Source organism: Pandoraea sp. (assembly GCF_041919235.1).
Lineage (GTDB): Bacteria > Pseudomonadota > Gammaproteobacteria > Burkholderiales > Burkholderiaceae > Pandoraea.
Genome location: NZ_JAYRUC010000009.1, coordinates 171,389 through 192,458, shown reverse-complemented (window position 1 = coordinate 192,458; position 21,070 = coordinate 171,389). Strand labels below are relative to the sequence as shown.

Here is a 21,070-nt window from a genome sequence, read left to right as displayed (position 1 = left end):
TTGCCGAACTGCTCAAGCAGCTCGGCGGGGATCGTCGGCAGCTCTGCCGGTGGGGTTTTGGGTTTGCGAGGCATCGTCACTCCTTGGCGACATGTTATGCCTCAAACACGAAATTTCCGACAGGCCCGAATCCCCGGACACAGTCCCCCACGTAAAATAGCAGGCAGGCATAGGACTGTGTTTTTGACTAACAAGAAGCAAGCAGTGATGGAAGTATTGACCGGGCGCGGAGCGACAACTACGGTGACAAACACCGCCCGGATATCAGCCCGCGCCACCGCCCGCTCAGACGCCATCAGTAGATCTCCGGCACGACCATTTGGTCCGGCACCGGGTGACGTATGTAGTCTTCGCTGCGCGCGCGCTCTGGCAGTACCACTTGCGAACGCTCCACGTCGTGATAGGGCAATTGCGAGAGCAGATGATGCATGCAGTTCAGCCGCGCACGCTTCTTGTCATCGGCTTGCACGACCCACCACGGGGCTTCCGGAATGTGGGTGCGCTCGATCATTACTTCCTTGGCGCGCGTATAGCTCTCCCATCGACGGCGACTCTCGAGGTCCATCGGACTGAGTTTCCATTGCTTGAGTGGATCTTGAATCCGTGCGAGAAAGCGCGCCTCTTGCTCATCGTCCGAGATCGAGAACCAGTACTTCACAATCTGAATACCGCTGCGCACGAGCATCTTTTCGAACTCGGGTACCGAGCGGAAAAATTCTTCGTACTCATTCTCGGTACAGAACCCCATGACGTGTTCCACGCCAGCGCGGTTATACCAGCTACGGTCGAACAGCACGATTTCGCCGGCAGCGGGCAGATGCTGGACGTAACGCTGGAAATACCACTGCGTGCGTTCGCGGTCGTTGGGGGCGGGCAGGGCAGCCACCCGGCACACACGAGGGTTCAGCCGCTGCGTAATGCGCTTGATCGCGCCGCCTTTGCCGGCCGCATCGCGACCCTCGAAGATCACCACGAGCCGGTGACGGCTGCGGATCACCCAGTCCTGCAATTTGACGAGCTCGCCCTGCAGCCGAAACAGCTCGCGAAAATAGTGCAAGCGATCGTTGCGGGCCGCCTCGGTCAGGTCGTTCAGGCCCGGCAGCCGCAGATCGTCGATCTCCATCTCGATCTCTTCGTCGTAGCTGTCGATCAGATCATCTTGGAGTCGACGCGCAAGCGTGGCGTCGTGGTCAGCGTCGGAATCGAATTGGGTCATGGCGACGATCTCTTACGGGCCAAAAAACACAAAAGGCACCCGTGCAGCATGGGTGACGGTGGGCCGACACACTGCGTCGTATCGCCTGCATGGCGCGCCCGGGAATGCATCAAAGTATGCGACGATTTTATGACACCCGCATGGCGTTGACGAGTGTGGGGCAGCGGAGTTCCCGTCGAGCCCCGGCCCGTGGGCGACGGCGGCGTTCGCCAGGTGTGCACGGGTGGTGAGAATTGTCACAAAAAAGCCATATGACAAGGCCATGATGATGGGTCGCGCCGCGCTGCGGTCCATGCTGTTTCCCATGTTTGCTCAGACATCGCGCGCATGTTCGCCGACCTTGTTCACAACGCGTATGGCTGCGATCAGGCCGGCCTGATCTACGGCTATCGATTTACCGACAGCGCGCCGCCCGAACCGCTCGATTCGGGCGACGCGCTCGCGTGGCTGGCGCAAGGCGAACGGGCGCAGGGCTTCCTCTGGCTGCATTTCAACTTCGCACACGCCGCGTGCGAGAAGTGGCTCCATCAGCACCTGCAACTGCCGGACGAGTTCTACGAAAGTCTGAGCGAGGGTTCGCGCTCCACGCGCATCGAACATTCCGACGACTGGCTGCTCGCCGTCATCAACGATGTGATCTTCGCATTCGACATTGCGCAGTCGGAAATTTCAACGCTGCGGGTCGCCGCCAATGCCAGACTACTGGTCACCGGTCGCGTGAAGCCGTTGCGATCGATCGACAAGTTGCGCGCGTCGGTCAAACGCGGCGACGCCTTCCGCTCGCCGCTGGCGCTGCTGGTGCATCTGTTTCGCGATCAGGCCGATGTGCTGGAACGCATTGTGCGAGAAACGAGCCGGCGTGTGGATACGGTTGAAGACCGGTTGCTGCAGCAGCGTATCGAGAGCAATCGTGTGGATCTCGGTTCACTGCGCCGCGTGCTCGTGCGGTTGCAGCGTCTGCTGGCGCCGGAGCCGGCCGCGCTCTTCCGACTGCTGAGCCGCCCACCGGTCTGGGGGCATGCCGAAGACGTGCAGGAGTTTCGTCAGGCGACGGAAGAGTTCGCGGTGGTGCTCAGTGACTTGTCCGCGTTGCTCGAGCGAATCAAGCTGCTGCAGGAGGAGATTGCCGCAATGGTCAGCGAGCGCACCGATCGCACGATCTACACTCTGACAGTCGTGACGGTGCTTGCGCTTCCCATCAACATCGTGGCGGGGTTCTTCGGCATGAACGTCGGCGGCATCCCGCTCGCGGATCACCCGCACGGCTTCTGGGTACTCGTGGCCATCGTTGCCACAGGGACGGCCGCCGCCGGTTGGTGGGCGTTCCGGCGGCGCCCCGAATGACACGGCGTCAAGTCCGATGCCATCGTCACGATGGGCGACTCAAGGCGTGCCCTGTGCGGTCTGAATCATTTCCAGTCGTTGCCGGACGGGGCGCGGAATCCGGCTTTCCCGACGTATAACGCGAGCGCTTCGTCCTGATCGTCAACCGGCAAGCCCACTGCTCCGATACCTCGGTTCATAAGACCTCCCCGGTGAGTGGACGAACTGTCCCTTTCGCCGCGCGGTGGCGCTTCTCACCGCGCGACCACCGCGCGCCGCATCAATTCGACGAACCTGTCGGTGACCGCAGGTAACGTCCTTCCGCGCTTCTTCACGATCGCAATCGGCCGCGCAAACGCGGGATGGTCGACCGGCTTCACGACGAGTCCCGGCTCCGCACGTACCTCACGCGCCGTTTCCGGCAAGATCGTGATGCCGAGTCCGGCACGTACCATCGCGACGGCGGTCATCATGTACGTCGGCTCACATGCGATGTCGGGCGTCTTGCGCGTCTCGCACGTCTCGCGCGTTTCGCCGAGCGCCGCATCCACGACCGCGCGCACGCTCGTGCCCGGCGCGGTGAGCACCAACGGAGAGCGCACCAGATCGTCGAGCGTGACGCGGCGCTGCTTTGCCAGCGGATGCTCGCGCGGACACACGGCGACGAGCCGGTCCACGCCCGCATGCAGCACTTCGAGCATTGGATCGGACACCTCACCGCCCGTGAGGCCGACGTCGGCTTCCTCGTCGCGAACAAGCGTATTCACGGTGCTTGCCACCACGTCGCGAATGTCGAATGCGACGCGCGGCACCTCGCGCTTCATGACGATCACGAGTTCGGGCAGCACGCTCGCCGCGAACGTCGGCAGACACGCGATGCGAATCGTCCCGCGTTCCCCCTCACCCAGCGCACGCGCATCGCGCAATACGCATTCCATGTCGTGCAGTGACTTGCGCATCAGCGGCAGCAGTTCGCGTCCGGCCGGCGTGAGCGCAACGTTGCGACTGTTGCGATCGAACAGCCTCGTGCCGACCGCCTCCTCCAGCCTGCGTATCTGCACGGTCAACGCGGGCTGCGACAAATGCAGCCGCGCTGCCGCCCGCGTGAAGTTGCCCGCCTCGGCCACCGCCACCAGCGCGCGGATATCTCGAAGATTGAGATCCATTACGTTTGTCGATTGCTGCTATCAAATCATTTCAATTGTTTAATTGCTGGATCGAACATACGCTGGGCGCCATCAAAAAACAAGATTCGGAGACAAACTCATGCTTGCGCTATTGGGGCTCGCTACTATCGTCGTCCTGCTCGGGGCGATTCTCTCGAAACGCCTGTCGCCGCTCGTCGCGCTGATCATTGTGCCGATCGCGGCGTCGCTGATCGGGGGCTTTGGTCTATCGACGAGCAAGTTCGTCATCGATGGGCTGCGCGGCCTCGCGCCCGTCGTTGGCATGTTTGTTTTCGCCATTCTCTATTTCGGCACGATCACCGACGCGGGCACGCTGGACCCGATCATCGATCGAATTCTGCGCACCGTTGGCACGAAGCCGACCCGCATCGTGATGGGCACGGCGCTACTCGCGCTGCTCGTCCACCTCGACGGGTCCGGTGCCGTCTGCTTTCTGGTGACCGTCCCGGCGATGTTGCCGCTCTACGAGCGGCTCAACATGGACAAGCGGGTGCTGGCCGCAGCGGTATCGATGGCGGCGGGCATCAATTTCCTGCCGTGGACCGGTCCGGTGATCCGTGCGTCGGCATCGCTGCATCTGCCGATTTCAACGCTCTTCAACCCGCTGATTCCGGTGCAGTGCATCGGCATTGCATTCGTCTTTGCGATGGCGTACTGGCTGGGACGCCGAGAGGAAAAGCGCCTCGGTTACTCGCATGCCAACGGGGCGATTCCAATGCCGGAGCGAAAGCTGACGTCTGAGGAACAGGCGCTGCGCCGGCCGAAGAACTTCTGGTTCAACATCGTGCTGACGATCGCCGTGCTGGGCACGATGGTCGCCATGGGTGAGAAGATTCCTCCCGCGATCATGTTCATGGTGGGGCTGTGCATTGCGCTGATCGTCAATTATCCGAATGTCGACATGCAGCGTCAGCGCATCGACGCGCATGCGCGTGCCGCGCTGATGATGGCGGGCATTCTGCTCGCGGCCGGCGTGTTTACCGGCATCATGCAGGGCAGCGGCATGTTGACGGCGATGGCCAAGGCGGCGGTCGGCTTCGTACCACCGTCGATGGCGGGGCACATTCCGGTCGCGCTCGGCATCGTGTCGATGCCCCTGTCGATGCTCTTCGATCCCGACTCGTTCTACTTCGGCGTGCTGCCGGTGATCGCCGAGGTGGCGTCGCAGTTCGGGGTGTCGCCGGTGCACGTCGGACAGGCCGCGTTGCTCGGTCAGATGACGACCGGCTTTCCGGTGAGCCCGCTCACGCCCGCGACTTTTCTCGTCGTCGGCTTGTGCGGAATCGATCTTGCGGATCATCAGAAGTTCACGTTCCCGCTGCTGTTCGGCGCGTCGATCGTCATGACGATCGCGTGTGTCGTGCTGGGCGTGTTTCCGTGGTAACTGGAAGTGGTTGACGTCATGAATCAGACAGATGCATCGAGGCGCGTGAGGATTGGCGCGGGAGCGGGCTATTCCGGCGACCGGATCGAGCCCGCGGTTGAACTCGCAGCGCAGGGTGCGCTGGACTATCTCGTATTCGAATGCCTTGCGGAACGTACGGTCGCGATCGCGCAGCAGGCACGCCGCGACAATCCCGAACTCGGTTACGACCCGCTGCTCGAAGCGCGCATGCGCGCGGTACTGCCGGTCGCCGTGAAGCGCGGCGTGCGCATCATTTCGAACATGGGAGCCGCCAATCCCGTTGCTGCCGCGAGAAAGACTGCGCAGGTCGCACGCGAGCTGGGTTTGCACGGGCTGAGGATTGCCGCAGTGACCGGCGACGAAGTGCTCGATGCCGTGCTGCGTTCGCACCTGCGTTTCGAGGAAACCGGCGATGACGTGTGTGCGTATGCCGAGCGTATTGTGTCGGCGAACGCCTATCTCGGCGCATCGCCGATCGTCGACGCGCTGGCGGCAGGGGCGGATATCGTGCTCACCGGGCGTGTCGCCGATCCGTCGCTGTTCGCCGCGCCGCTCATCCACGAATTCGGCTGGCGCATGGATGACTGGAATCGGCTAGGGCAGGCGAGCGTCGTGGGGCATTTGCTCGAGTGCGCGGGGCAGGTGACAGGTGGCTATTTCGCCGATCCCGGCTACAAGGAAGTCGACGCTCTCGCGCGTCTGGGCTTCCCGATCGGCGAGGTGAGCGCCGACGGCAGCGTCGTCGTGACGAAGGTGGCGAATGCGGGCGGTGGCGTGACCGAGGCGACCTGCAAGGAACAACTGCTCTACGAGATCCACGATCCGAGCCGGTATATTCAGCCAGACGTCGTCGCGGACTTCACGCAAGTGCGCGTCGCCCAGGAGGCGAAAGACCGCGTGCGCGTGACGGGCGGACGCGGTCACGCGCGTACCGATACGCTGAAGGTCTCGGTCGCGTATGTCGACGGGTACATTGGCGAAGGACAGATTTCCTACGGCGGGCCGGGTGCGCTCGCGCGTGCGCGGCTCGCGCTGGAGATCGTACGCGAGCGCCTCGCCATCACGGGGGTCGACATGAGTGAAGTGCGCTTCGATCTGATCGGCGTGAATTCACTCTACGGCGATACGCTTGCCGCTTGCCACGAAGCACCCTGCGAAGTCCGCGTTCGTGTGGCCGGGCGCGTATCGAACCCGCATGACGCGGCACGCATTGGCAACGAGGTTGAAACCCTGTACACGAACGGACCGGCGGGCGGTGGCGGCGCGACCAAGGCGACGCGTGAAGTGCTTGCCGTGCAGTCCGTGCTGCTATCGAGAGCGCATGTGCGTCCGATCTTTCAATTCGTGGAGGCAGGCGATGAAACTGCGTGAGTTGGCCCATGGCCGCACCGGCGACAAAGGCAACACGCTGAACATCTCGGTCATCTGCTTCGATGCGAAGCATTTTGCTTATCTGCGAGACGTTTTGACGACTGAGCGCGTCAAAGCACATCTCGCCGATGTGGTCAAAGGCGAGGTGGTGCGTTACGAGTTGCCGCTGCTGGGGGCGTTCAATTTCGTGCTTGGCAGCGCACTCGGGGGCGGCGTGACACGCTCGTTGGCGCTCGATGCGCATGGCAAATCCATGAGCTCGGCGCTACTGGCCATGGAGGTCGGCGTGCCGCCCGAAGCAACGGCGCCGTGACGCGGCGACCTGGGGCGTCGGCGCGCGTTCGCGCGAGCAAAGCACGCCCCGACTCGCCGTGCTGCGACGGCCGTTCACCTCAGCCCGGGTACCCGGTCGATCGCTTCCAGTACATCCTCGGCACGAATCTCCCGCGTGCATTCGAACGCACGTGGGGTGCCGCGATGCCGCGGACACCAATGAAAGTCGTTGTGGTTGTAGCGTAGCGCGGGGTCGTGCCAGCAACCGGTGCAGACGTCGCGAGCGCTTACGCGGTAGGGGGTGGCGAACTCGTTGTGCGGCAGAGTGAAGCCGGAGATGAGTACGGTGGGGGTGCCCATTGTCCAGGCGAGCCATGACAGTCCGCTCGACAGGCCGATGAAGGCACTCGCATGCATGAGCCAGCGTGCGCGTTCGGTCAGCGGCAGGTCGCCGGTGGCATCGATGGCGCCTTCCGGGATCGACTGCCAAAAATCCCCGTGGCCATGCCGCGCTTTCTGATCGATGCACACGACCTGCATGCCGCGCTTGCTCAAGCCGGCCACAACGGCATTCCATCCATCCGGCCGGTTCCAGTACTTGCATTGCGCCGTGCTTTGCACGGCAATGCAGACATAGCGCGCCGAGATCGGCCGCGACACGTCGGGCAACGCCGTTTGCGCGCGTGCCTCGGAGTCGTCGACGCCGAGAATGTGGGCCGCCGTGCGATGCAGCCCGACCTCGCGGAAGTCGCGCGGCTGCTGGGTGCGCTCCAGGTCGTCGAAGAACAGGCCGACGTTGTAGGTCGCGTAATACTTGCGTCGCTCCACCTTGTCCTGGGCAACGAAATCCACGCCGGGATACGCCTCCCGGAATAACGCCGCCACCGCCGGTGTGACCACGCAGGCGAGCCGACAACTGTGTACCTCGGCAAAACGCAGGGCGTACGGTAACCAGCCGAGAACATCGCCCAGGGCCGCCAGGGGAAACTGGACCAGCACGTCCTGATCGCGGGCGTCGTAGCGGTGCTCGAACACCAGCACGTCGTTCAGCCAGATCGTGATGCCGTAGGGCACAAAGTACTTCGCCGGGCTGCGCACCACGCCCGAGGATATCGCGACGTCGGCAAGCGGGGTGTCGTCGCGCAGGTCGCTGATCCGCACGCGCCACGGCAGCGGCTGACCGAAGTCGGGAATGACCACGCGCGCACCGTCGTTGAAGTCGAAGCGCAGACCGGCTGGGCCGACCTGCGTCGGCAACAGGGCCGGCGCCAGAAAGATCGGGTGCGGCGAGGGCGCAAACGGCGTTACCGCCGGCGTCGGGCCAGCGGGGGCGGCGTGGGCTTGAAGCGGAGCAGGAGCGGCATCGTTCATGGACGATACCTTACGTCGGCCGTCACGCGGCCAATCCTGCGTGAAACGATCCGAAAAGGGGCTATTTCACGGAATTGCCCGGTTTTGTCGTTAGAAGACCTTTCGAGGCCTTTCCATGACGAATTCGCGAGGTGCGTGACGACGTGACAGCGAGCCGCCGAACGATGGCTTATGTCGCGACGGCCATCGTCTGGTATTGCGCGCGTAGCGCCTGCGTGAAAAGGCGATGCGTCTCGCGCGGGTTCTCACGGCGCGTGAACATCGCCACCGGCGACAGCGTCCAGGTCAGCGACCACGGCACGATGGCGACGCCCGCAACGCGCACCAGTTCTTCCGCAATGTCGGCGGGCAACAGCGACACAGCGCGTTCGCTGCTCGCGAGCAACTCTCCCGTGAGCCGAGACGAAAAGCTCTCGACGACAGGTACCGGCGGCACCACGCCGGCGTGCAGGAACAGGTCGGACAACTGGTCGCGCATTGGTGTGTTGGGCGCGCCCATCACCCAGTCGAGCTCGGCGAGTTGCGCCCACACGGGCGCGCTACGTCCGAGGCGGGCGGCCAGACGACGGCTGGCGACCACGCGCGGCATCTGGTGGTGCAGCACCTCGAACTGCACCTGCGTCAGGTCGACGCTGGCCGCTGCCCGGGCGATCACGACATCGAGCGTATGGTCGCGCAGTTGCGCCATCAGCGATTCGCTGGTGCCCTCGTGGAGCGTGACGGTCAGCCGTTGGGGTATCTGGGCGAGCGTTTGCTGAATGGCGGCGGCCAGTGTCGTGCCGGAGACGTAAGGAATCACGCCCACCTGCAGCCGTGCGGCGTGCCCGGCCATCACGGCTTCGATGTCGCGCGTCAGATGGTCCAGATCGTGCACCATGGCCTGCGCGCGGGCGAGGACGACGTCGCCCAGCGGGGTCGGCGTCATGCCGCGCGGCGTGCGGTCGAACAGCGCGCCGCCGAGCATGCTTTCCAGCTCCGCGAGGGCGCTCGTGACGGCCGGCTGGCTCGTCGCCATATGCTCGGCCACCCGCGTGAGCGAGCCGTGCTGCTGGATTTGCAGCAACAGCACGAGATGACGCATCTTGAGCCGCGTGGACAACCGCCTGACCACTTCCCCCGTATCGAATGGCACCGCCCCCATCTGTTCGCAATCCCCTGAAACCCCCGACGTTCGGGGCTTATAACGAAAACATGATGCCCCCATAGTAATTCAGAATCGCCCCCCGCTGGCGGCTGCCTAGAATGGCCTGACCTCCGATGCGCCTGGGCGGTAGCCGTCTCCAGAACGGTCCGCAGCGCAAACCGGAGCCGAGACATTCATCGAGGACGACACGCCATGCGCAACAGCAACGATCACCAGGCCGCCCTGGAGTATCACCAGTTCCCGACCCCGGGCAAAATCTCCGTGACGGCCAGCAAGCCGCTCGTCACGCAGCGCGATCTGGCACTCGCCTACACGCCGGGCGTCGCCATTCCGTGTCAGGAAATTGCCGCCGATCCGGCGCAGGCGTTCAAGTACACCGGTCGCGGCAATCTGGTCGGTGTGATCACGAACGGCTCGGCCGTGCTTGGCCTGGGGAACATCGGTGCGCTCGCCTCCAAGCCGGTGATGGAAGGCAAGGCGGTCCTCTTCAAGAAATTCGCCGGGATCGATGTGTTCGACATCGAAATCACCGAGAGCGATCCGGACAAGCTCGTCGACATCATCGCAAGCCTCGAAGCCACGTTCGGCGGTATCAACCTTGAAGACATCAAGGCCCCCGAGTGCTTCACCGTCGAGCGCAAGCTGCGCGAGCGAATGAAAATCCCCGTCTTCCACGACGACCAGCACGGCACCGCCATTACCGTGTGCGCCGCTTTCATCAACGGCCTGAAGGTCGTGGGCAAGGACATCCGCGACGTGAAGGTGGTGACTTCGGGCGCAGGCGCGGCCGCGCTCGCCTGCCTGGATCTGATGGTCGACCTCGGCTTGCCGGTCGAGAACGTCTGGGCGACGGACATCGACGGCGTCGTCTATGAAGGCCGCGCGGTCGGCATGGACCCGGACAAGGCTCGCTTCGCGCAGAAGACGGACAAGCGCACCCTCGCCGACGTCATCGATGGCGCCGATGTGTTCATCGGCCTGTCCGCCGGGGGGGTGCTCAAGCCGGAAATGTTGAAGACGATGGCGGCACGCCCGCTGATTCTGGCCCTCGCCAACCCGACGCCGGAAATCTTCCCGGAAGAAGCCCGCGCCGCGCGCGACGACGTGGTGCTGGCCACGGGGCGTTCGGACTTCCCGAATCAGGTCAACAACGTGCTGTGCTTCCCGTACATCTTCCGTGGCGCGCTCGACGTCGGCGCGACCACGATCACGCGCAACATGGAAATCGCCGCCGTGCACGCGATCGCCGGGCTGGCGCAGGAAGAGCCGAACGACTCCGTCGCCACCGCCTACGGCGCGTACGACCTGTCGTTCGGGCCGGAATATCTGATTCCGAAGCCGTTCGATTCGCGGCTGATCGTGCGCATTGCACCGGCGGTGGCGCGCGCCGCCATCGAAGACGGCGTGGCCACCCGCCCGATGACCGACTTCGACGCCTATGCCGACCAGTTGCAGCAGTTCGTCTACCATTCGGGCGCGTTCATGAAGCCGATCTTCTCGGCTGCCAAGCAACTGGTGCGCGACGGCGGCAAGGCGCGCATCGTGTTCGCAGAAGGTGAGGAAGAGCGCGTGCTGCGCGCCGTGCAAGTGATCGTCGACGAGAAGCTGGCCCGCCCGATTCTGGTGGGCCGCCCGGAAGTGCTGCTCGCGCGCATCGAGAAGTTCGGTCTGCGCCTGCGTCTGGGTGAGGACGTCGAAGTCACCAACCCGTATTACGACGAGCGGTTCCACCAATACTGGACGCACTACTGGGAACTGCGTTGCCGCGATGGCATCACCAAGGAAATGGCACGCGTGGAGATGCGGCGTCGTCTCACGCTGATTGGCGCGATGATGGTGCGCCTGGGCGATGCCGACGGCATGATCTGCGGCACGGTCGGCGCGTATCACGACCACCTGCGCTTCGTCGACGAGGTGATCGGCAAGCAACCGGGGGCAAACACCTATGCGGCAATGAACATCCTGCTGCTCGACAAGCGTACGGTGGCGCTCGTGGACACGCACGTCAACGACGATCCGACGGCCGAGCAGATTGCAGAGTTCACGCTGGCCGCCGCCAAGCAGATGACGTGGTTGAACCTCAACCCGAAGGTCGCGCTGCTCTCGCGTTCCAACTTCGGATCGGGCAGTGCGGCCTCGGGCACGAAGATGCGTCGTGTGCTGGAAATGGTCACGGCACAGGCCCCCGAACTGGAAATCGACGGCGAAATGCACGGCGACTGCGCACTCGACGAAGCCCTGCGAAGCCGTATCCTGCCGCAGTCGCGTCTGAAGGGCGCCGCAAACCTGCTGGTCTGCCCGAACGTGGACTCGGGCAATATCGCCTACAACCTGCTCAAGACCGGCGCGGGCAGCAACGTGGCGGTCGGACCGTTCCTGCTGGGCGTGGGCGCGCCGGTCAACGTACTGACGTCGAGCTCGACCGTGCGACGCATCATCAATATGACGGCGCTCACCGTCATCCAGGCCAATCGCGCCTGACATCCGTAGGGCGTTTGCGCTCGGATTCGGGCGCCCGCCCGCGGGGAGCGACGCCCGACATGGCCCCGGCGGGTTCGGCAGGCGCATCGCCGCGCCGCGCCGCCGCCCGCGCCGGGGCCTTGTCGTTCAAACGTTGCGGCAACGAGGATCAGCCATGGTGCCCGTGGTCGCGATCGCGGCCGCGGCCGCGATCATGGTCGTTCGGGCGGTCTCGGCCCGGGCCGCGATCTCCGTGGTCCCAACCACCGCGATTAAGCTCCCAGCCATGCGGCCCCTGACGCCAGGCCGGCGCACGATACGCGTAGCCCGCGCGTGCATGCTCCCAGTGACCGCCGCGCCACACGTGACGGTGTCCGTCCCAGTCCCAGAAGCCCGGTGCCCAAACATACCCGACGCGCGGCGGCGGCACAGGCTCATAGCGCGGCGCCGGCGGCGCGCCGATGCTGATCGAAACACCTACTTGTGCGTGAGCCGGTGCAGCGGCAATACCCCCGAGCGTCGCGGCAACGACGGCGATGGTCAGCGTCAGTTTTTTCATGTTCGCCCCTTTTGAAAGCGTTGTTTTAGTACGCCTTCATCCTACGGGCAGAGCGCGACTGCGACGAAGCAAATAGTCGTAATAAAGTGTTGGAAATGTTTCGTTCCATTCGCGGAACAAGCCGAAAAGGTCGCGTCGGCGGTGTGTTCGCATCGTTTGCCGGTGCGAACGCCCGCCCGACCGTGCGTTCGCTCCCCGGCGTCACGCCTTCGACGCGTGCTGATGACGATATTCCTGAGTGCGTCCACCGTAACCATAGGCGGCACCGCGCGCATCGATCACGTGGATGTACGAGCACTCGTGAACGTTGCCGAGCAAGCCCGACAGTGTCTCGAACACCTGCGCGATGAACTGCGCCTTCTCCGCCTTCGTATTGGTCTCGTCGGTCACGCTGATATCCAGGTGAAAGGCGTTTTTCCCTTGCTCCGAGAGCGGCGCGCCGCCGATGAACCACCGCGCGTGCGGAATGTAGTCGACGCTCACGGCAATGACCTCCGGTGCCTTGTGCAACGTGTCGACGGTCAGTTGCGAGACCGCGCGCACGGCGTCGCGGGTGAGGGTGTCGTTGGGGGTGCCTGAGAGTTGCAGAACGATGTGCGGCATGGTGTGGCTCCGAAAGGGTGCGCGGTGTGTGAAGACAACGACTTCAGTGTAGGGGGGTGCTTGACATCGGAAAAGCGGGAATTTACGATTTGATCCATCGGTTACTCGAATGGATGAAATGATGTTCGCCGGATTCGATTTCGATCAGTTGCGCACCTTCGTCGCGGTGGCCGATGCGGGCAGTCTCTCGGCGGCCGCGCCGCGCGTGTTTCTTTCCCAATCGTCGGTGAGTGAGCAAATTCGCAAGCTTGAGGAGCGCATTGGCGTGACCTTGTTCACGCGCAGCAAGCACGGCGTGGCCGCGACGCCCGCAGGCGAGCGTCTCCTCGGGCACGCGCGGCAGTTGCTTGCGCAGTCCGAGCATGCTTGGCACGACGTGCGCGGATTCTCGCTCGCCGGCGAGTTGCGCCTCGCCATCACCGACTACTTTCGTCCTGGCGATGTGGCGCGCATGCTGCGATACCTTGGCGTCGCGTACCCGTCGCTTCGCATTCACGTGACGATTCTGAAAAGCGGTGTGATCGAATCGGGCTACGACACGGGCGACTTCGACATCGGTCTGTCGATGCGCGTGCTGGGCAAAGCGCTCGGCCGCGATGCGGTGGCCGGTACGCGAACACTGGGGCGTGAGTCGCTCGATTGGGTGGCGTCGGAGGATTTCGTCCTGGAGACAGGGGCGCCGTTACCGTTGCTGGTGCTACCCGACACCTGCGCGTTGCGCCGCTTCACTACGCAATGGCTTGACGCGCATCGCGTGCCTTACACGATTGCACATGTGGCGTCGGGGGTCGCGGGTCTGCAATTGGCGTTGAGCGCGGGGCTCGGGGTGGCGTGTCTGAATGCGTCGGCCGCGGGGCCGTCGCTTGCGCGCATAGCGTCGTTGGTGCCCGGGCGGCGCTTGCCTTCGTTACCGGAGGCGGAGTTTCACCTGCTACCCGCACGCCGAGGCGAGCCCGAGTGGGTCACCCAGGCGCGCGATGCATTGGCCACCCAGCTTATAGCGCGTTGAGCGGAATCTTCAGATAACGCGTGCCATTGGCTTCGGGTGCAGGCATCTCGCCCGCGCGGATGTTGACTTGCACGGCAGGCAAGATCAGCGTTGGCATGTCGAGGGTCTTGTCGCGAGCGTTGCGCATGGCGACGAAGGTGTCCTCGTCGATGCCGTCATGCACATGGATGTTGGCGCGTCGCTGTTCGCCAACGGTCGTCTGCCAGTTCGGCGCGCGCCCGGTGGGCGGATAGTCGTGGCACATGAACAGTCGCGTTTGCTCCGGCATCGACAGCAGACGGCGGATCGAGCGGAAGAGCGTGTGGGCGTTGCCGCCGGGGAAGTCGCAGCGTGCTGTGCCGACGTCGGGCATGAAGAGCGTGTCGCCGACGAAGACGGCATCGCCCACGCGATACGCCATGTCGGCCGGCGTGTGACCGGGCACGAACATCGCCTCGGCCTGCAGCGCGCCAATGGCGAAGGTCTCGCCATCTTCGAACAAATGGTCGAATTGCGACCCGTCGGGGGGCACGTCGGCCCCCAGGTGAAACAGCGCCTTGAAGACATGCTGCACGTCGCGAATATGCCCGCCGATGGCGATGCGCCCACCCACCCGTTCCTTGAGCCAGCGCGCGGACGACAGGTGATCGGCGTGCGCATGCGTCTCGAGAATCCAGTCGACGGTGAGTTTGTTTGCCGCGACGAACTCGAGCACGCGCTCGGCCGAACCCGTGTGCGTGCGGCCCGCCTTGGGATCGTAATCGAGCACCGGATCGATGATCGCCGCGTGACCGCCCGGCGTATCGAACACGACATAGGTCACCGTGGCGGTGGCCGTGTCGAAGAAGGACTCGATGTGTGCGGGCGTAACGGACATGAGCGGCTCCTACAAAAATTTATCGATTTATATATTATAATACAATAAACTGTAGGACATGCACGCGACCTCTCGCCGCGCCTTTTGATTTGCATCGATGCTGCCATGCCACGAGTGACTGCGCTATTCCCTGTCGACCGGGCCACCGTCTCCGCAGACGTGGTGCCGCTGGATGTCGCGCGTTTGCGCGCTGCCGCGTGCGATGCCACCGCATTGCTGCGTGCGCTGGCCAACGAAGACCGCCTGTTGATTCTGTGCCAGCTCACGCAAGGCGAGATGTCCGTGGGGGAATTGGAAGCGCAGCTCGATATCCGGCAACCGACGCTCTCGCAACAGCTCGCCGTACTGCGTACCGAGTCGCTGGTCGCGACGCGTCGCGACGGCAAACGCATCTACTATTCAGTCGCAGACGGCGCGGTGCTTGCCGTGCTGGCCTGTCTCTACGATCAGTTTTGTCCAAAATCTTGATTGCGCAACGGGACGCTTTGCCTATGACCCTCGATACCCTTCACTTCACCCCATGGACCGCGCTGGCCGGCGGCGCGCTGATCGGTCTGGCTGCTGTCTGGCTGATGCTGGCGGCCGGACGCATTGCCGGAATCTCCGGCATTGCCGGCGGCTTGCTGCGTCCCCGCTCGGGCGACGTAGGCTGGCGCGTCGCGTTCATTGCGGGGTTGATCCTCGCGCCCTGGGCCTATCGCGCCGTGGCCGTCATGCCCGAAGCGCAGATCGATGCCAGTGCCGCCATGCTCATCGCGGCCGGCTTGCTGGTGGGCTTCGGCACGCGGCTCGGCTCAGGTTGCACGAGCGGCCATGGCGTTTGCGGTCTGTCGCGCCTGTCGTGGCGTTCGCTTGCCGCCACCCTGTGCTTCATGGCCACCGGCTTCCTGACGGTGTTCGTGGTGCGTCACGTGCTCAATGTCGGAGGTGTCGCATGAAGAAGGTGCTTTTTGCGTTCATTGGCGGCCTCGTATTCGGGCTGGGGTTGATCCTCGCGGGCATGGCGAATCCGTCAAAGGTGCTGGGTTTTCTCGACCTCGCCGGTCAGTGGGACCCGTCGCTGGCGCTCGTGATGGGCGGGGCCATCGCCGTAGGGCTGGTGGGGTTTCGGCTGGCGCGTTCGCAGGCGCTGGCCTGGACCGGTGAGCCGCGTGCCTGGCCTGGGCTGCGTGGTCTCGACAAACGGCTGGTGATCGGTGCGGCGATCTTCGGCGTCGGCTGGGGGATTGCGGGAATTTGTCCGGGACCCGCGTTGGTGCTGCTTGGCGCAGGCTCAGGTAAAGGGCTGTTGTTCGTGATCGCCATGATCGTCGGCATGGCCCTGCATGCGGTCGTCATCCGTGAGGACGCGAAGTAACCCGCGCGGATTCGGGCTGATTCGGGCGGATTCGCGCGGATTCAATACTTTCTCGCCAGCTCCGTGCCTGCATTGGCCGGCAGTTGGCGGGTGACGGGGATCGAAAGCCAGGAAAACAGGCCGATCACGAGGAACGCCGGCAGGAAATCGCGCGTCGTCAGGTGTTCGTGGCCCGCCAGCCGGCTGCTCGCCTGCAGTACCATCCCTGAGATCGTCACGCCCAGCCCGAGCGACAATTGCTGGACCACGCTCGCAAGACTCGTTGCGCGGCTTGCGTCGTCAGGCGCAATGTCGGCGTACACGATCGAGTTCAGGCAAGTGAACTGTAGCGAAGGGAAAAAGCCGCCGAATGCCACGACGGCGAGCATGACGATCACCGGCGTGTCGTGCGTGAAGAACCCGTAGGACGAGAGCGCCACCCCTGCCAATGCCGCGTTGACGATCAGCACCCGGCGAAAGCCGAAGCGCGCCAGCACACGCTGCGCGATGGCTTTCATGAAAATCGCCCCAAATGCCGACGCGCACGTAATCATCCCGGATTCGAACGGATCCATATGCAGCCCTTCCTGCAGCGCCAACGGCAGCAGAAAGGGCACCGCCCCCAAGCCGATGCGAAAGAGCGAACCACCGACCACACTGGCGTGGAACGTGGGAATGCGCAGCAAGCGCAAGTCGAGCAGTGGCGCTTGCACGCGACTGGCATGACGCCAGTACGCATAGACAAACGCCGCACCCAACACGCACATGGCGACAACGACGCTGTCATCGACGTGATGTTCGCCGATCATGGCCAGGCCCAGCATGAGCAGGCCGCTGCCAAGCGCGGAGAGGAGGAAGCCGAGCGTGTCGAGCGGCCCGGCGTCGCCGCCGCGGGCGTTGTCGATGTACTTGCCGGCGAGGTAAATGCCGAGCAGGCTCACGGGAATGTTGACGAAGAAGATCCAGCGCCAGTGCAGATAGGCCGTGATTGCGCCGCCGAGCGGCGGACCGATGACCGGACCGAGCAATGCGGGCATCGTCAGGTAGCCAATAGCCTTGACCAGATCGTGCTTGGGCACTGCGCGAAAGATGACGAGCCGGCCGACCGGCACCATCATTGCGCCGCCTACGCCTTGCAGGAAGCGGGCGAACACGAACGTCGGCAACGAGAACGACAGCGCACAAAGGATCGATCCGGCCATGAATATGCCGATTGCGGTGCGAAAGACGTTTCGCGCGCCAAAGCGATCGGAAACCCACCCGCAGATCGGGATGAAGATGCCGAGGCCGACCACGTAGGCGGTGAGCGCCATCTTCAGTGAGATCGGGTCCTGATGCAGGTCGCGTGCCATGGCGGGCAGCGACGTGGTGATCACCGTCGCGTCGATGTTCTCCATGAACAGGGCGCAAGCGATGATGAGCGGAATGATGACGGCGCGCGACACGATGGGGGAACGGCTGGCGCAAAGATACGAATTGTCCCACGATTTAAGCCGTTGCTTCAATCGAGAATGCGACGCTCAATACGTATCTGCCGCCAACGAAGGCGCGCTAAGCCGATAAAGCACGTGACGGCGCAGCCGATGGCCGGGTGGAATCAACGGGTGCATAAAATCTTCGTCGGGGCAGTGGTGCATGCCAATGCGTTGCATCACCGCTCTCGAACGGGCGTTGGCAGGGACCGTGAACGAGACCAGTTCGTCCAGACCGAGCGTTTCAAAGGCGAATTGTGTCGCCGCGCTCGCCGCCTCCGTCGCGTAACCCTTCGACCACCAGGCTTGCGCCAACCGCCAGCCGATCTCCACGGCCGGCGCGAAAGGGGCGTCGAAACCGACGCGCATCAGGCCGACAAACCCGGCGAACGGGGTCACGCCCGGAATCTCCAGCGCCCAGGGGCCGTAGCCATGCCGCTCGAGATGCTGCGCCAACCGGTGCGCGACGGCGTCGCTTTGCGCTCTATCGAGCGTCGTCGGAAAGTGGCGCATGACGTCCCGATCGGCGTTGAGTGCGGCGAACAGCGCTAGATCCTCGAGCCGCCATTGACGCAAGATCGTGCGCTCGGTGACGAGCGTGGGGGCGGGGGAATTGAAAGGGGCGTGCGAATCCGCAGCAATGATCGAAGAGGTCATGCGTTCAAAATCTCTGTTGAATCAGCCCAAGTCCGGATGCCAAATCGCCGATTTCGATAATTCAGTGTTGGCTTAATTTCGCCTGCGCGAGCATGAATCGCCTGCCGATGATTCACGTCATGCCGGGCACGACATGCGGCCGCACGCGGGCATATTCTCCTATCTTACGAAAATGCATTCGATTCGGGAAATGGCATCGACGCGGGAGTCTGACTTGCTTGCATGACAACAAATCAGGGAAATCGCTGATTTGTCCCGATTTACACAAATCGCGCCGCTCGGATGGCAATGACCCAATGACCCAAGCGGCGAATTCGCCGATATCGGAAAAACACCCATTGCGAACGAACGATGGGCATGTCGTCCGATGAGATACATGGGGCGTCGAATCGCCCGCTGTCAATCGTGGCGACCGATTCCCAACGCGCACAATCGATACATTGCATCGCTCGGATGCGATTATTCCGAATGAGGTCTGAATGAGCGCGGTGCTTCGGATCACAGAGCGATCGAATGGCAATTGAATATTTGTGATCGTATATCTTGAGACGTCGCATGTTAGCGCGGCTGGCGTCATGGGCGACGAGAATCGCCGGTCGGAAATGCTTACCAAACCTTGCGAGAACCAGGGTGAGCCTGTTGTGCCGCATGGAGTCCTGATCGCTGCGCGGGGAATTCGCGCGATATTGCGCGGCAATTGTCTTCGCTTATTGGACGATCTCGACGCAGTCAAACCGTCGGTAATCGCGGATTTGTGCCCCGATTCTGTGCATTTTCTGAACCGTTGATCGGACGATTCAATGAGATTTTGGCATCCTCAGACTCATTTGACGGAAATGCCGTTTTCAATTTATTTAAACTCGTGCTATTTTAAGTGGCGATCCATTTTAACAACGTAAGGACACGCCAGATGGCAAGCTATAAAGAACTCGTCGCGCAACGCGAGAAGATTGAAAAGCAAATCGAAGAGGCTCGGGCGCGTGAAGTCGCTCAGGTCATCGCGGAAGTCAAACAGAAGATCCAGGAATACGAACTGACCGCGAAGGATCTGGGTCTTGCCGCGACGGACGGCCGTCGCCGTGCCGCCCGTGCGCAGATCGCGCCGAAGTATATGAATCCGGCCACTGGCGAAACATGGTCGGGCCGTGGCCGCGCGCCGAAGTGGGTCGGGAAGAACAAAGAGAAGTTCCTGATCAAGTAATTCACCGGCCCACGCCGGTCGGGCATTGCCGGTCACATGCCAGGGAGCTCGGGGAGCGCACTATCGCTGCGACAGTTCATCGTTAGCAGCGTCGTGTCATCGCTACCGTGTCCCTGAATGTAGTAAAGCAGCAGCCCAGCAAGTTGCATCGCCCCCCAACCTGGATCGCCTGGCTGTGGCTTGATGTGATGCAGTGCCGTAAGAAATTCAAAACCCGCCGTTCGTTCATCGACGGCGGGTTTTTGCATTGCGCGAGAATCGATCTTTGGCGCGCCTGCGGCGGGCGTAAAACGTTGCGCCGCCGACGTGGCGAACACCGCTCGATTCGCTTATTCCGCGCCGGGATCGTCCGGCGGGAACATCAGCGTGACCTGCAGGCCGCCGGTGGGCCGATTGCTGAACGATACGCGCCCGCCCAATTGCTGGGTGAGCTTGTCGACGATGGCAAGTCCCAGCCCGCAATGGGCATTGCCCCCGCGTGCCGGGTCGAGCCGCACGAAAGGCCGCACGATGCGATTGATATCTTCGTTGGGAATGCCGGGGCCGCTGTCTTCGATGACCAGACGCCAGCCGCCGGCGTCCCGCGACGTGCGAATCGCGAGCGGCGCGCGCCCGTAAGTTACCGCGTTATCGAGCAGGTTGTTCACGATGCGTTCGAGGTACGTCTGCTTGAGCTTGAAGCCGGGGCCTGCCTGCAGGTCAAGCTCGATGGCATATCCCTGGTCGACGAACGGCGAAATCAGTGCGGGAATGCGGGCTTCCACCGGCGACGCTGCACTATCGGTCTCAACGCCGCGGGCGAACAGCAGGAATTGGTCGACAATCCGGGTCATCGATTCGGCGTCGCGCGTTATGCCTTCGCTCATCTGCACGTCGTCGAGCATCTCGGCACGCAGTCGCAGGCGCGCGAGCGGTGTTTTCAGATCGTGGGCGATACCCGCGAGCATCGTATTGCGCTCACGATCGGTTTGCACGATATCGTGGCTCATGCGGTTGAAACGCTCGGTCAGTTGGCGCAATTCCAGCGGGCCGCGCTCCTTGACCTGCGTGCGAACACGATGCGTTGCGAGTTGCTCGGCCGCAGCGGCCATATCCCGTACCGGTCGCTGCAACTGCCACGCGGCAAACAACGCAAAAATGACGGTAATACCGAGCACTGCGGCCAGGCCCGGCAGAATCGTGGCGGTGCTTGGCGGGTTGCGCACGGACAGCACCGGGGTGGCAATCCAATAGTCGCGCCCCGGCAGACGCGCCCAGATGCGCGGGGGGGGCGTGCGCTCCACGCGCAATTGCGTGCCGGCTGGCAGGCGCCGCGCGAGTTCGGTCGTCAGCCGGGCTGTCTTGCTGGGCGGTTCGAAGACGTCGCCATGGGCGAACGAGACCGGCACGAGCTGCACGAGATCGGGCAGCGTGAGCGACGAGCGACCGTCGTGCACTTCGGCGGCGGCCTTGATGATGAACGCCATCTGCTCGGCGGCATTTTGCACGCGCGTCTCGTCGTGATCGCTGCGCAGGATCGTGAGATACGAGAAATGACTGATGACCAGTGCCGCGATGATGAGCAACGCAAGCCGGCCGAACAACGTATCGAAACGGCCTTTCATGCAGGGCTCCGCATGGGGGCTGG

Annotated in this window: 21 protein-coding genes; 10 read left to right on the top strand and 11 right to left on the bottom strand. The window is 63.3% G+C overall.

All coding sequences use genetic code 11. The features are described from left to right. Window positions 1–295 precede the first annotated feature (295 nt). Window positions 296–1,216, bottom strand: a complete 921-nt coding sequence (gene ppk2, locus ACE3UG_RS09775) for a polyphosphate kinase 2 (RefSeq protein ID WP_374622895.1) — start codon at window positions 1,214–1,216, stop codon at window positions 296–298. A 327-nt stretch (window positions 1,217–1,543) separates the two neighbouring features. Here ppk2 and ACE3UG_RS09770 point away from each other — a divergent pair, with 327 nt between their 5' ends. After that, window positions 1,544–2,560: a transporter gene (locus ACE3UG_RS09770; protein WP_374622893.1), complete on the top strand. Its 1,017-nt coding sequence runs from the start codon at window positions 1,544–1,546 to the stop codon at window positions 2,558–2,560. 233 nt (window positions 2,561–2,793) lie between these two features. On the opposite strand, the gene ACE3UG_RS09765 is transcribed toward ACE3UG_RS09770, so the two are convergent. Next, window positions 2,794–3,705, bottom strand: a complete 912-nt coding sequence (locus tag ACE3UG_RS09765) for a LysR family transcriptional regulator (protein WP_374622890.1) — start codon at window positions 3,703–3,705, stop codon at window positions 2,794–2,796. Window positions 3,706–3,805: 100 nt separating this feature from the next. Here ACE3UG_RS09765 and ACE3UG_RS09760 point away from each other — a divergent pair, with 100 nt between their 5' ends. Genes ACE3UG_RS09760 through ACE3UG_RS09750 form a run of 3 tightly spaced genes read left to right on the top strand, consistent with a single transcriptional unit; the run spans window position 3,806 to window position 6,815 of the window. Beyond that, complete coding sequence (locus ACE3UG_RS09760) at window positions 3,806–5,110, top strand: CitMHS family transporter (RefSeq protein ID WP_374622888.1); 1,305 nt, start codon at window positions 3,806–3,808, stop codon at window positions 5,108–5,110. Between the two features lie 18 nt (window positions 5,111–5,128). Next, window positions 5,129–6,502: an acyclic terpene utilization AtuA family protein gene (locus ACE3UG_RS09755; RefSeq protein WP_374622886.1), complete on the top strand. Its 1,374-nt coding sequence runs from the start codon at window positions 5,129–5,131 to the stop codon at window positions 6,500–6,502. Then, window positions 6,489–6,815 (top strand): hypothetical protein, encoded by a 327-nt coding sequence (locus ACE3UG_RS09750; RefSeq protein ID WP_374622884.1) that lies wholly within the window; start codon window positions 6,489–6,491, stop codon window positions 6,813–6,815. Before ACE3UG_RS09755 ends, ACE3UG_RS09750 begins: the two co-directional genes overlap by 14 nt. Window positions 6,816–6,889: 74 nt before the next feature. Here ACE3UG_RS09750 and ACE3UG_RS09745 read toward each other — a convergent pair whose 3' ends face one another. Continuing rightward, entirely contained in the window at window positions 6,890–8,146 is a 1,257-nt protein-coding gene (locus ACE3UG_RS09745; RefSeq protein ID WP_374622881.1) for an autotransporter strand-loop-strand O-heptosyltransferase, read from the bottom strand. A gap of 169 nt (window positions 8,147–8,315) precedes the next feature. Next, entirely contained in the window at window positions 8,316–9,278 is a 963-nt protein-coding gene (locus tag ACE3UG_RS09740; protein WP_374622879.1) for a LysR family transcriptional regulator, read from the bottom strand. A 204-nt stretch (window positions 9,279–9,482) separates the two neighbouring features. Between ACE3UG_RS09740 and ACE3UG_RS09735 the strand changes: the two genes are divergently transcribed. Then, window positions 9,483–11,771 (top strand): NADP-dependent malic enzyme, encoded by a 2,289-nt coding sequence (locus tag ACE3UG_RS09735; protein WP_374622876.1) that lies wholly within the window; start codon window positions 9,483–9,485, stop codon window positions 11,769–11,771. A gap of 148 nt (window positions 11,772–11,919) precedes the next feature. Here the strand turns inward: ACE3UG_RS09735 and ACE3UG_RS09730 are convergent, their stop codons facing one another. Both ACE3UG_RS09730 and ACE3UG_RS09725 read right to left on the bottom strand, forming a co-directional pair. Continuing rightward, on the bottom strand, window positions 11,920–12,309 hold the full coding sequence (locus tag ACE3UG_RS09730; RefSeq protein ID WP_374622873.1) for a YXWGXW repeat-containing protein: 390 nt from the start codon (window positions 12,307–12,309) through the stop codon (window positions 11,920–11,922). A 201-nt stretch (window positions 12,310–12,510) separates the two neighbouring features. Next, entirely contained in the window at window positions 12,511–12,912 is a 402-nt protein-coding gene (locus ACE3UG_RS09725; RefSeq protein ID WP_374622871.1) for a 4-oxalocrotonate tautomerase family protein, read from the bottom strand. A 109-nt stretch (window positions 12,913–13,021) separates the two neighbouring features. Between ACE3UG_RS09725 and ACE3UG_RS09720 the strand changes: the two genes are divergently transcribed. Then, entirely contained in the window at window positions 13,022–13,921 is a 900-nt protein-coding gene (locus tag ACE3UG_RS09720) for a LysR family transcriptional regulator (protein ID WP_374622868.1), read from the top strand. Here ACE3UG_RS09720 and ACE3UG_RS09715 read toward each other — a convergent pair. Further along, the gene (locus ACE3UG_RS09715; protein ID WP_374622866.1) at window positions 13,908–14,777 is read right to left on the bottom strand and encodes an MBL fold metallo-hydrolase; all 870 of its coding nucleotides are present in this window, start codon (window positions 14,775–14,777) and stop codon (window positions 13,908–13,910) included. The two genes, ACE3UG_RS09720 and ACE3UG_RS09715, sit on opposite strands and share 14 nt — an antisense overlap. 105 nt (window positions 14,778–14,882) lie before the next feature. Between ACE3UG_RS09715 and ACE3UG_RS09710 the strand changes: the two genes are divergently transcribed. Genes ACE3UG_RS09710 through ACE3UG_RS09700 form a run of 3 tightly spaced genes read left to right on the top strand, consistent with a single transcriptional unit; the run spans window position 14,883 to window position 16,134 of the window. Continuing rightward, window positions 14,883–15,245 carry an ArsR/SmtB family transcription factor gene (locus ACE3UG_RS09710; RefSeq protein ID WP_374622864.1) on the top strand — a complete coding sequence of 121 codons (363 nt, stop codon included), beginning with the start codon at window positions 14,883–14,885 and terminating at the stop codon, window positions 15,243–15,245. Window positions 15,246–15,268: 23 nt separating this feature from the next. Beyond that, window positions 15,269–15,715, top strand: coding sequence for a YeeE/YedE family protein (locus ACE3UG_RS09705; protein ID WP_374622861.1), 447 nt, complete (start codon window positions 15,269–15,271; stop codon window positions 15,713–15,715). Further along, window positions 15,712–16,134 (top strand): DUF6691 family protein, encoded by a 423-nt coding sequence (locus ACE3UG_RS09700; RefSeq protein ID WP_374622859.1) that lies wholly within the window; start codon window positions 15,712–15,714, stop codon window positions 16,132–16,134. Before ACE3UG_RS09705 ends, ACE3UG_RS09700 begins: the two co-directional genes overlap by 4 nt. 41 nt (window positions 16,135–16,175) lie before the next feature. On the opposite strand, the gene ACE3UG_RS09695 is transcribed toward ACE3UG_RS09700, so the two are convergent. Then, on the bottom strand, window positions 16,176–17,510 hold the full coding sequence (locus ACE3UG_RS09695; protein WP_374622909.1) for an MDR family MFS transporter: 1,335 nt from the start codon (window positions 17,508–17,510) through the stop codon (window positions 16,176–16,178). Between the two features lie 123 nt (window positions 17,511–17,633). Beyond that, window positions 17,634–18,242, bottom strand: coding sequence for a GNAT family N-acetyltransferase (locus ACE3UG_RS09690; RefSeq protein ID WP_374622856.1), 609 nt, complete (start codon window positions 18,240–18,242; stop codon window positions 17,634–17,636). A 910-nt stretch (window positions 18,243–19,152) separates the two neighbouring features. Between ACE3UG_RS09690 and ACE3UG_RS09685 the strand changes: the two genes are divergently transcribed. Beyond that, window positions 19,153–19,443, top strand: coding sequence for an H-NS family nucleoid-associated regulatory protein (locus tag ACE3UG_RS09685; RefSeq protein ID WP_150567600.1), 291 nt, complete (start codon window positions 19,153–19,155; stop codon window positions 19,441–19,443). 32 nt (window positions 19,444–19,475) lie between these two features. Here ACE3UG_RS09685 and ACE3UG_RS09680 read toward each other — a convergent pair whose 3' ends face one another. Next, a complete protein-coding gene (locus ACE3UG_RS09680; RefSeq protein WP_374622853.1) occupies window positions 19,476–19,691 on the bottom strand; it encodes a hypothetical protein in 216 nt (71 codons plus the stop codon). Between the two features lie 81 nt (window positions 19,692–19,772). Then, on the bottom strand, window positions 19,773–21,047 hold the full coding sequence (locus tag ACE3UG_RS09675; RefSeq protein ID WP_374622851.1) for an ATP-binding protein: 1,275 nt from the start codon (window positions 21,045–21,047) through the stop codon (window positions 19,773–19,775). Between the last annotated feature and the right edge of the window lie 23 nt (window positions 21,048–21,070).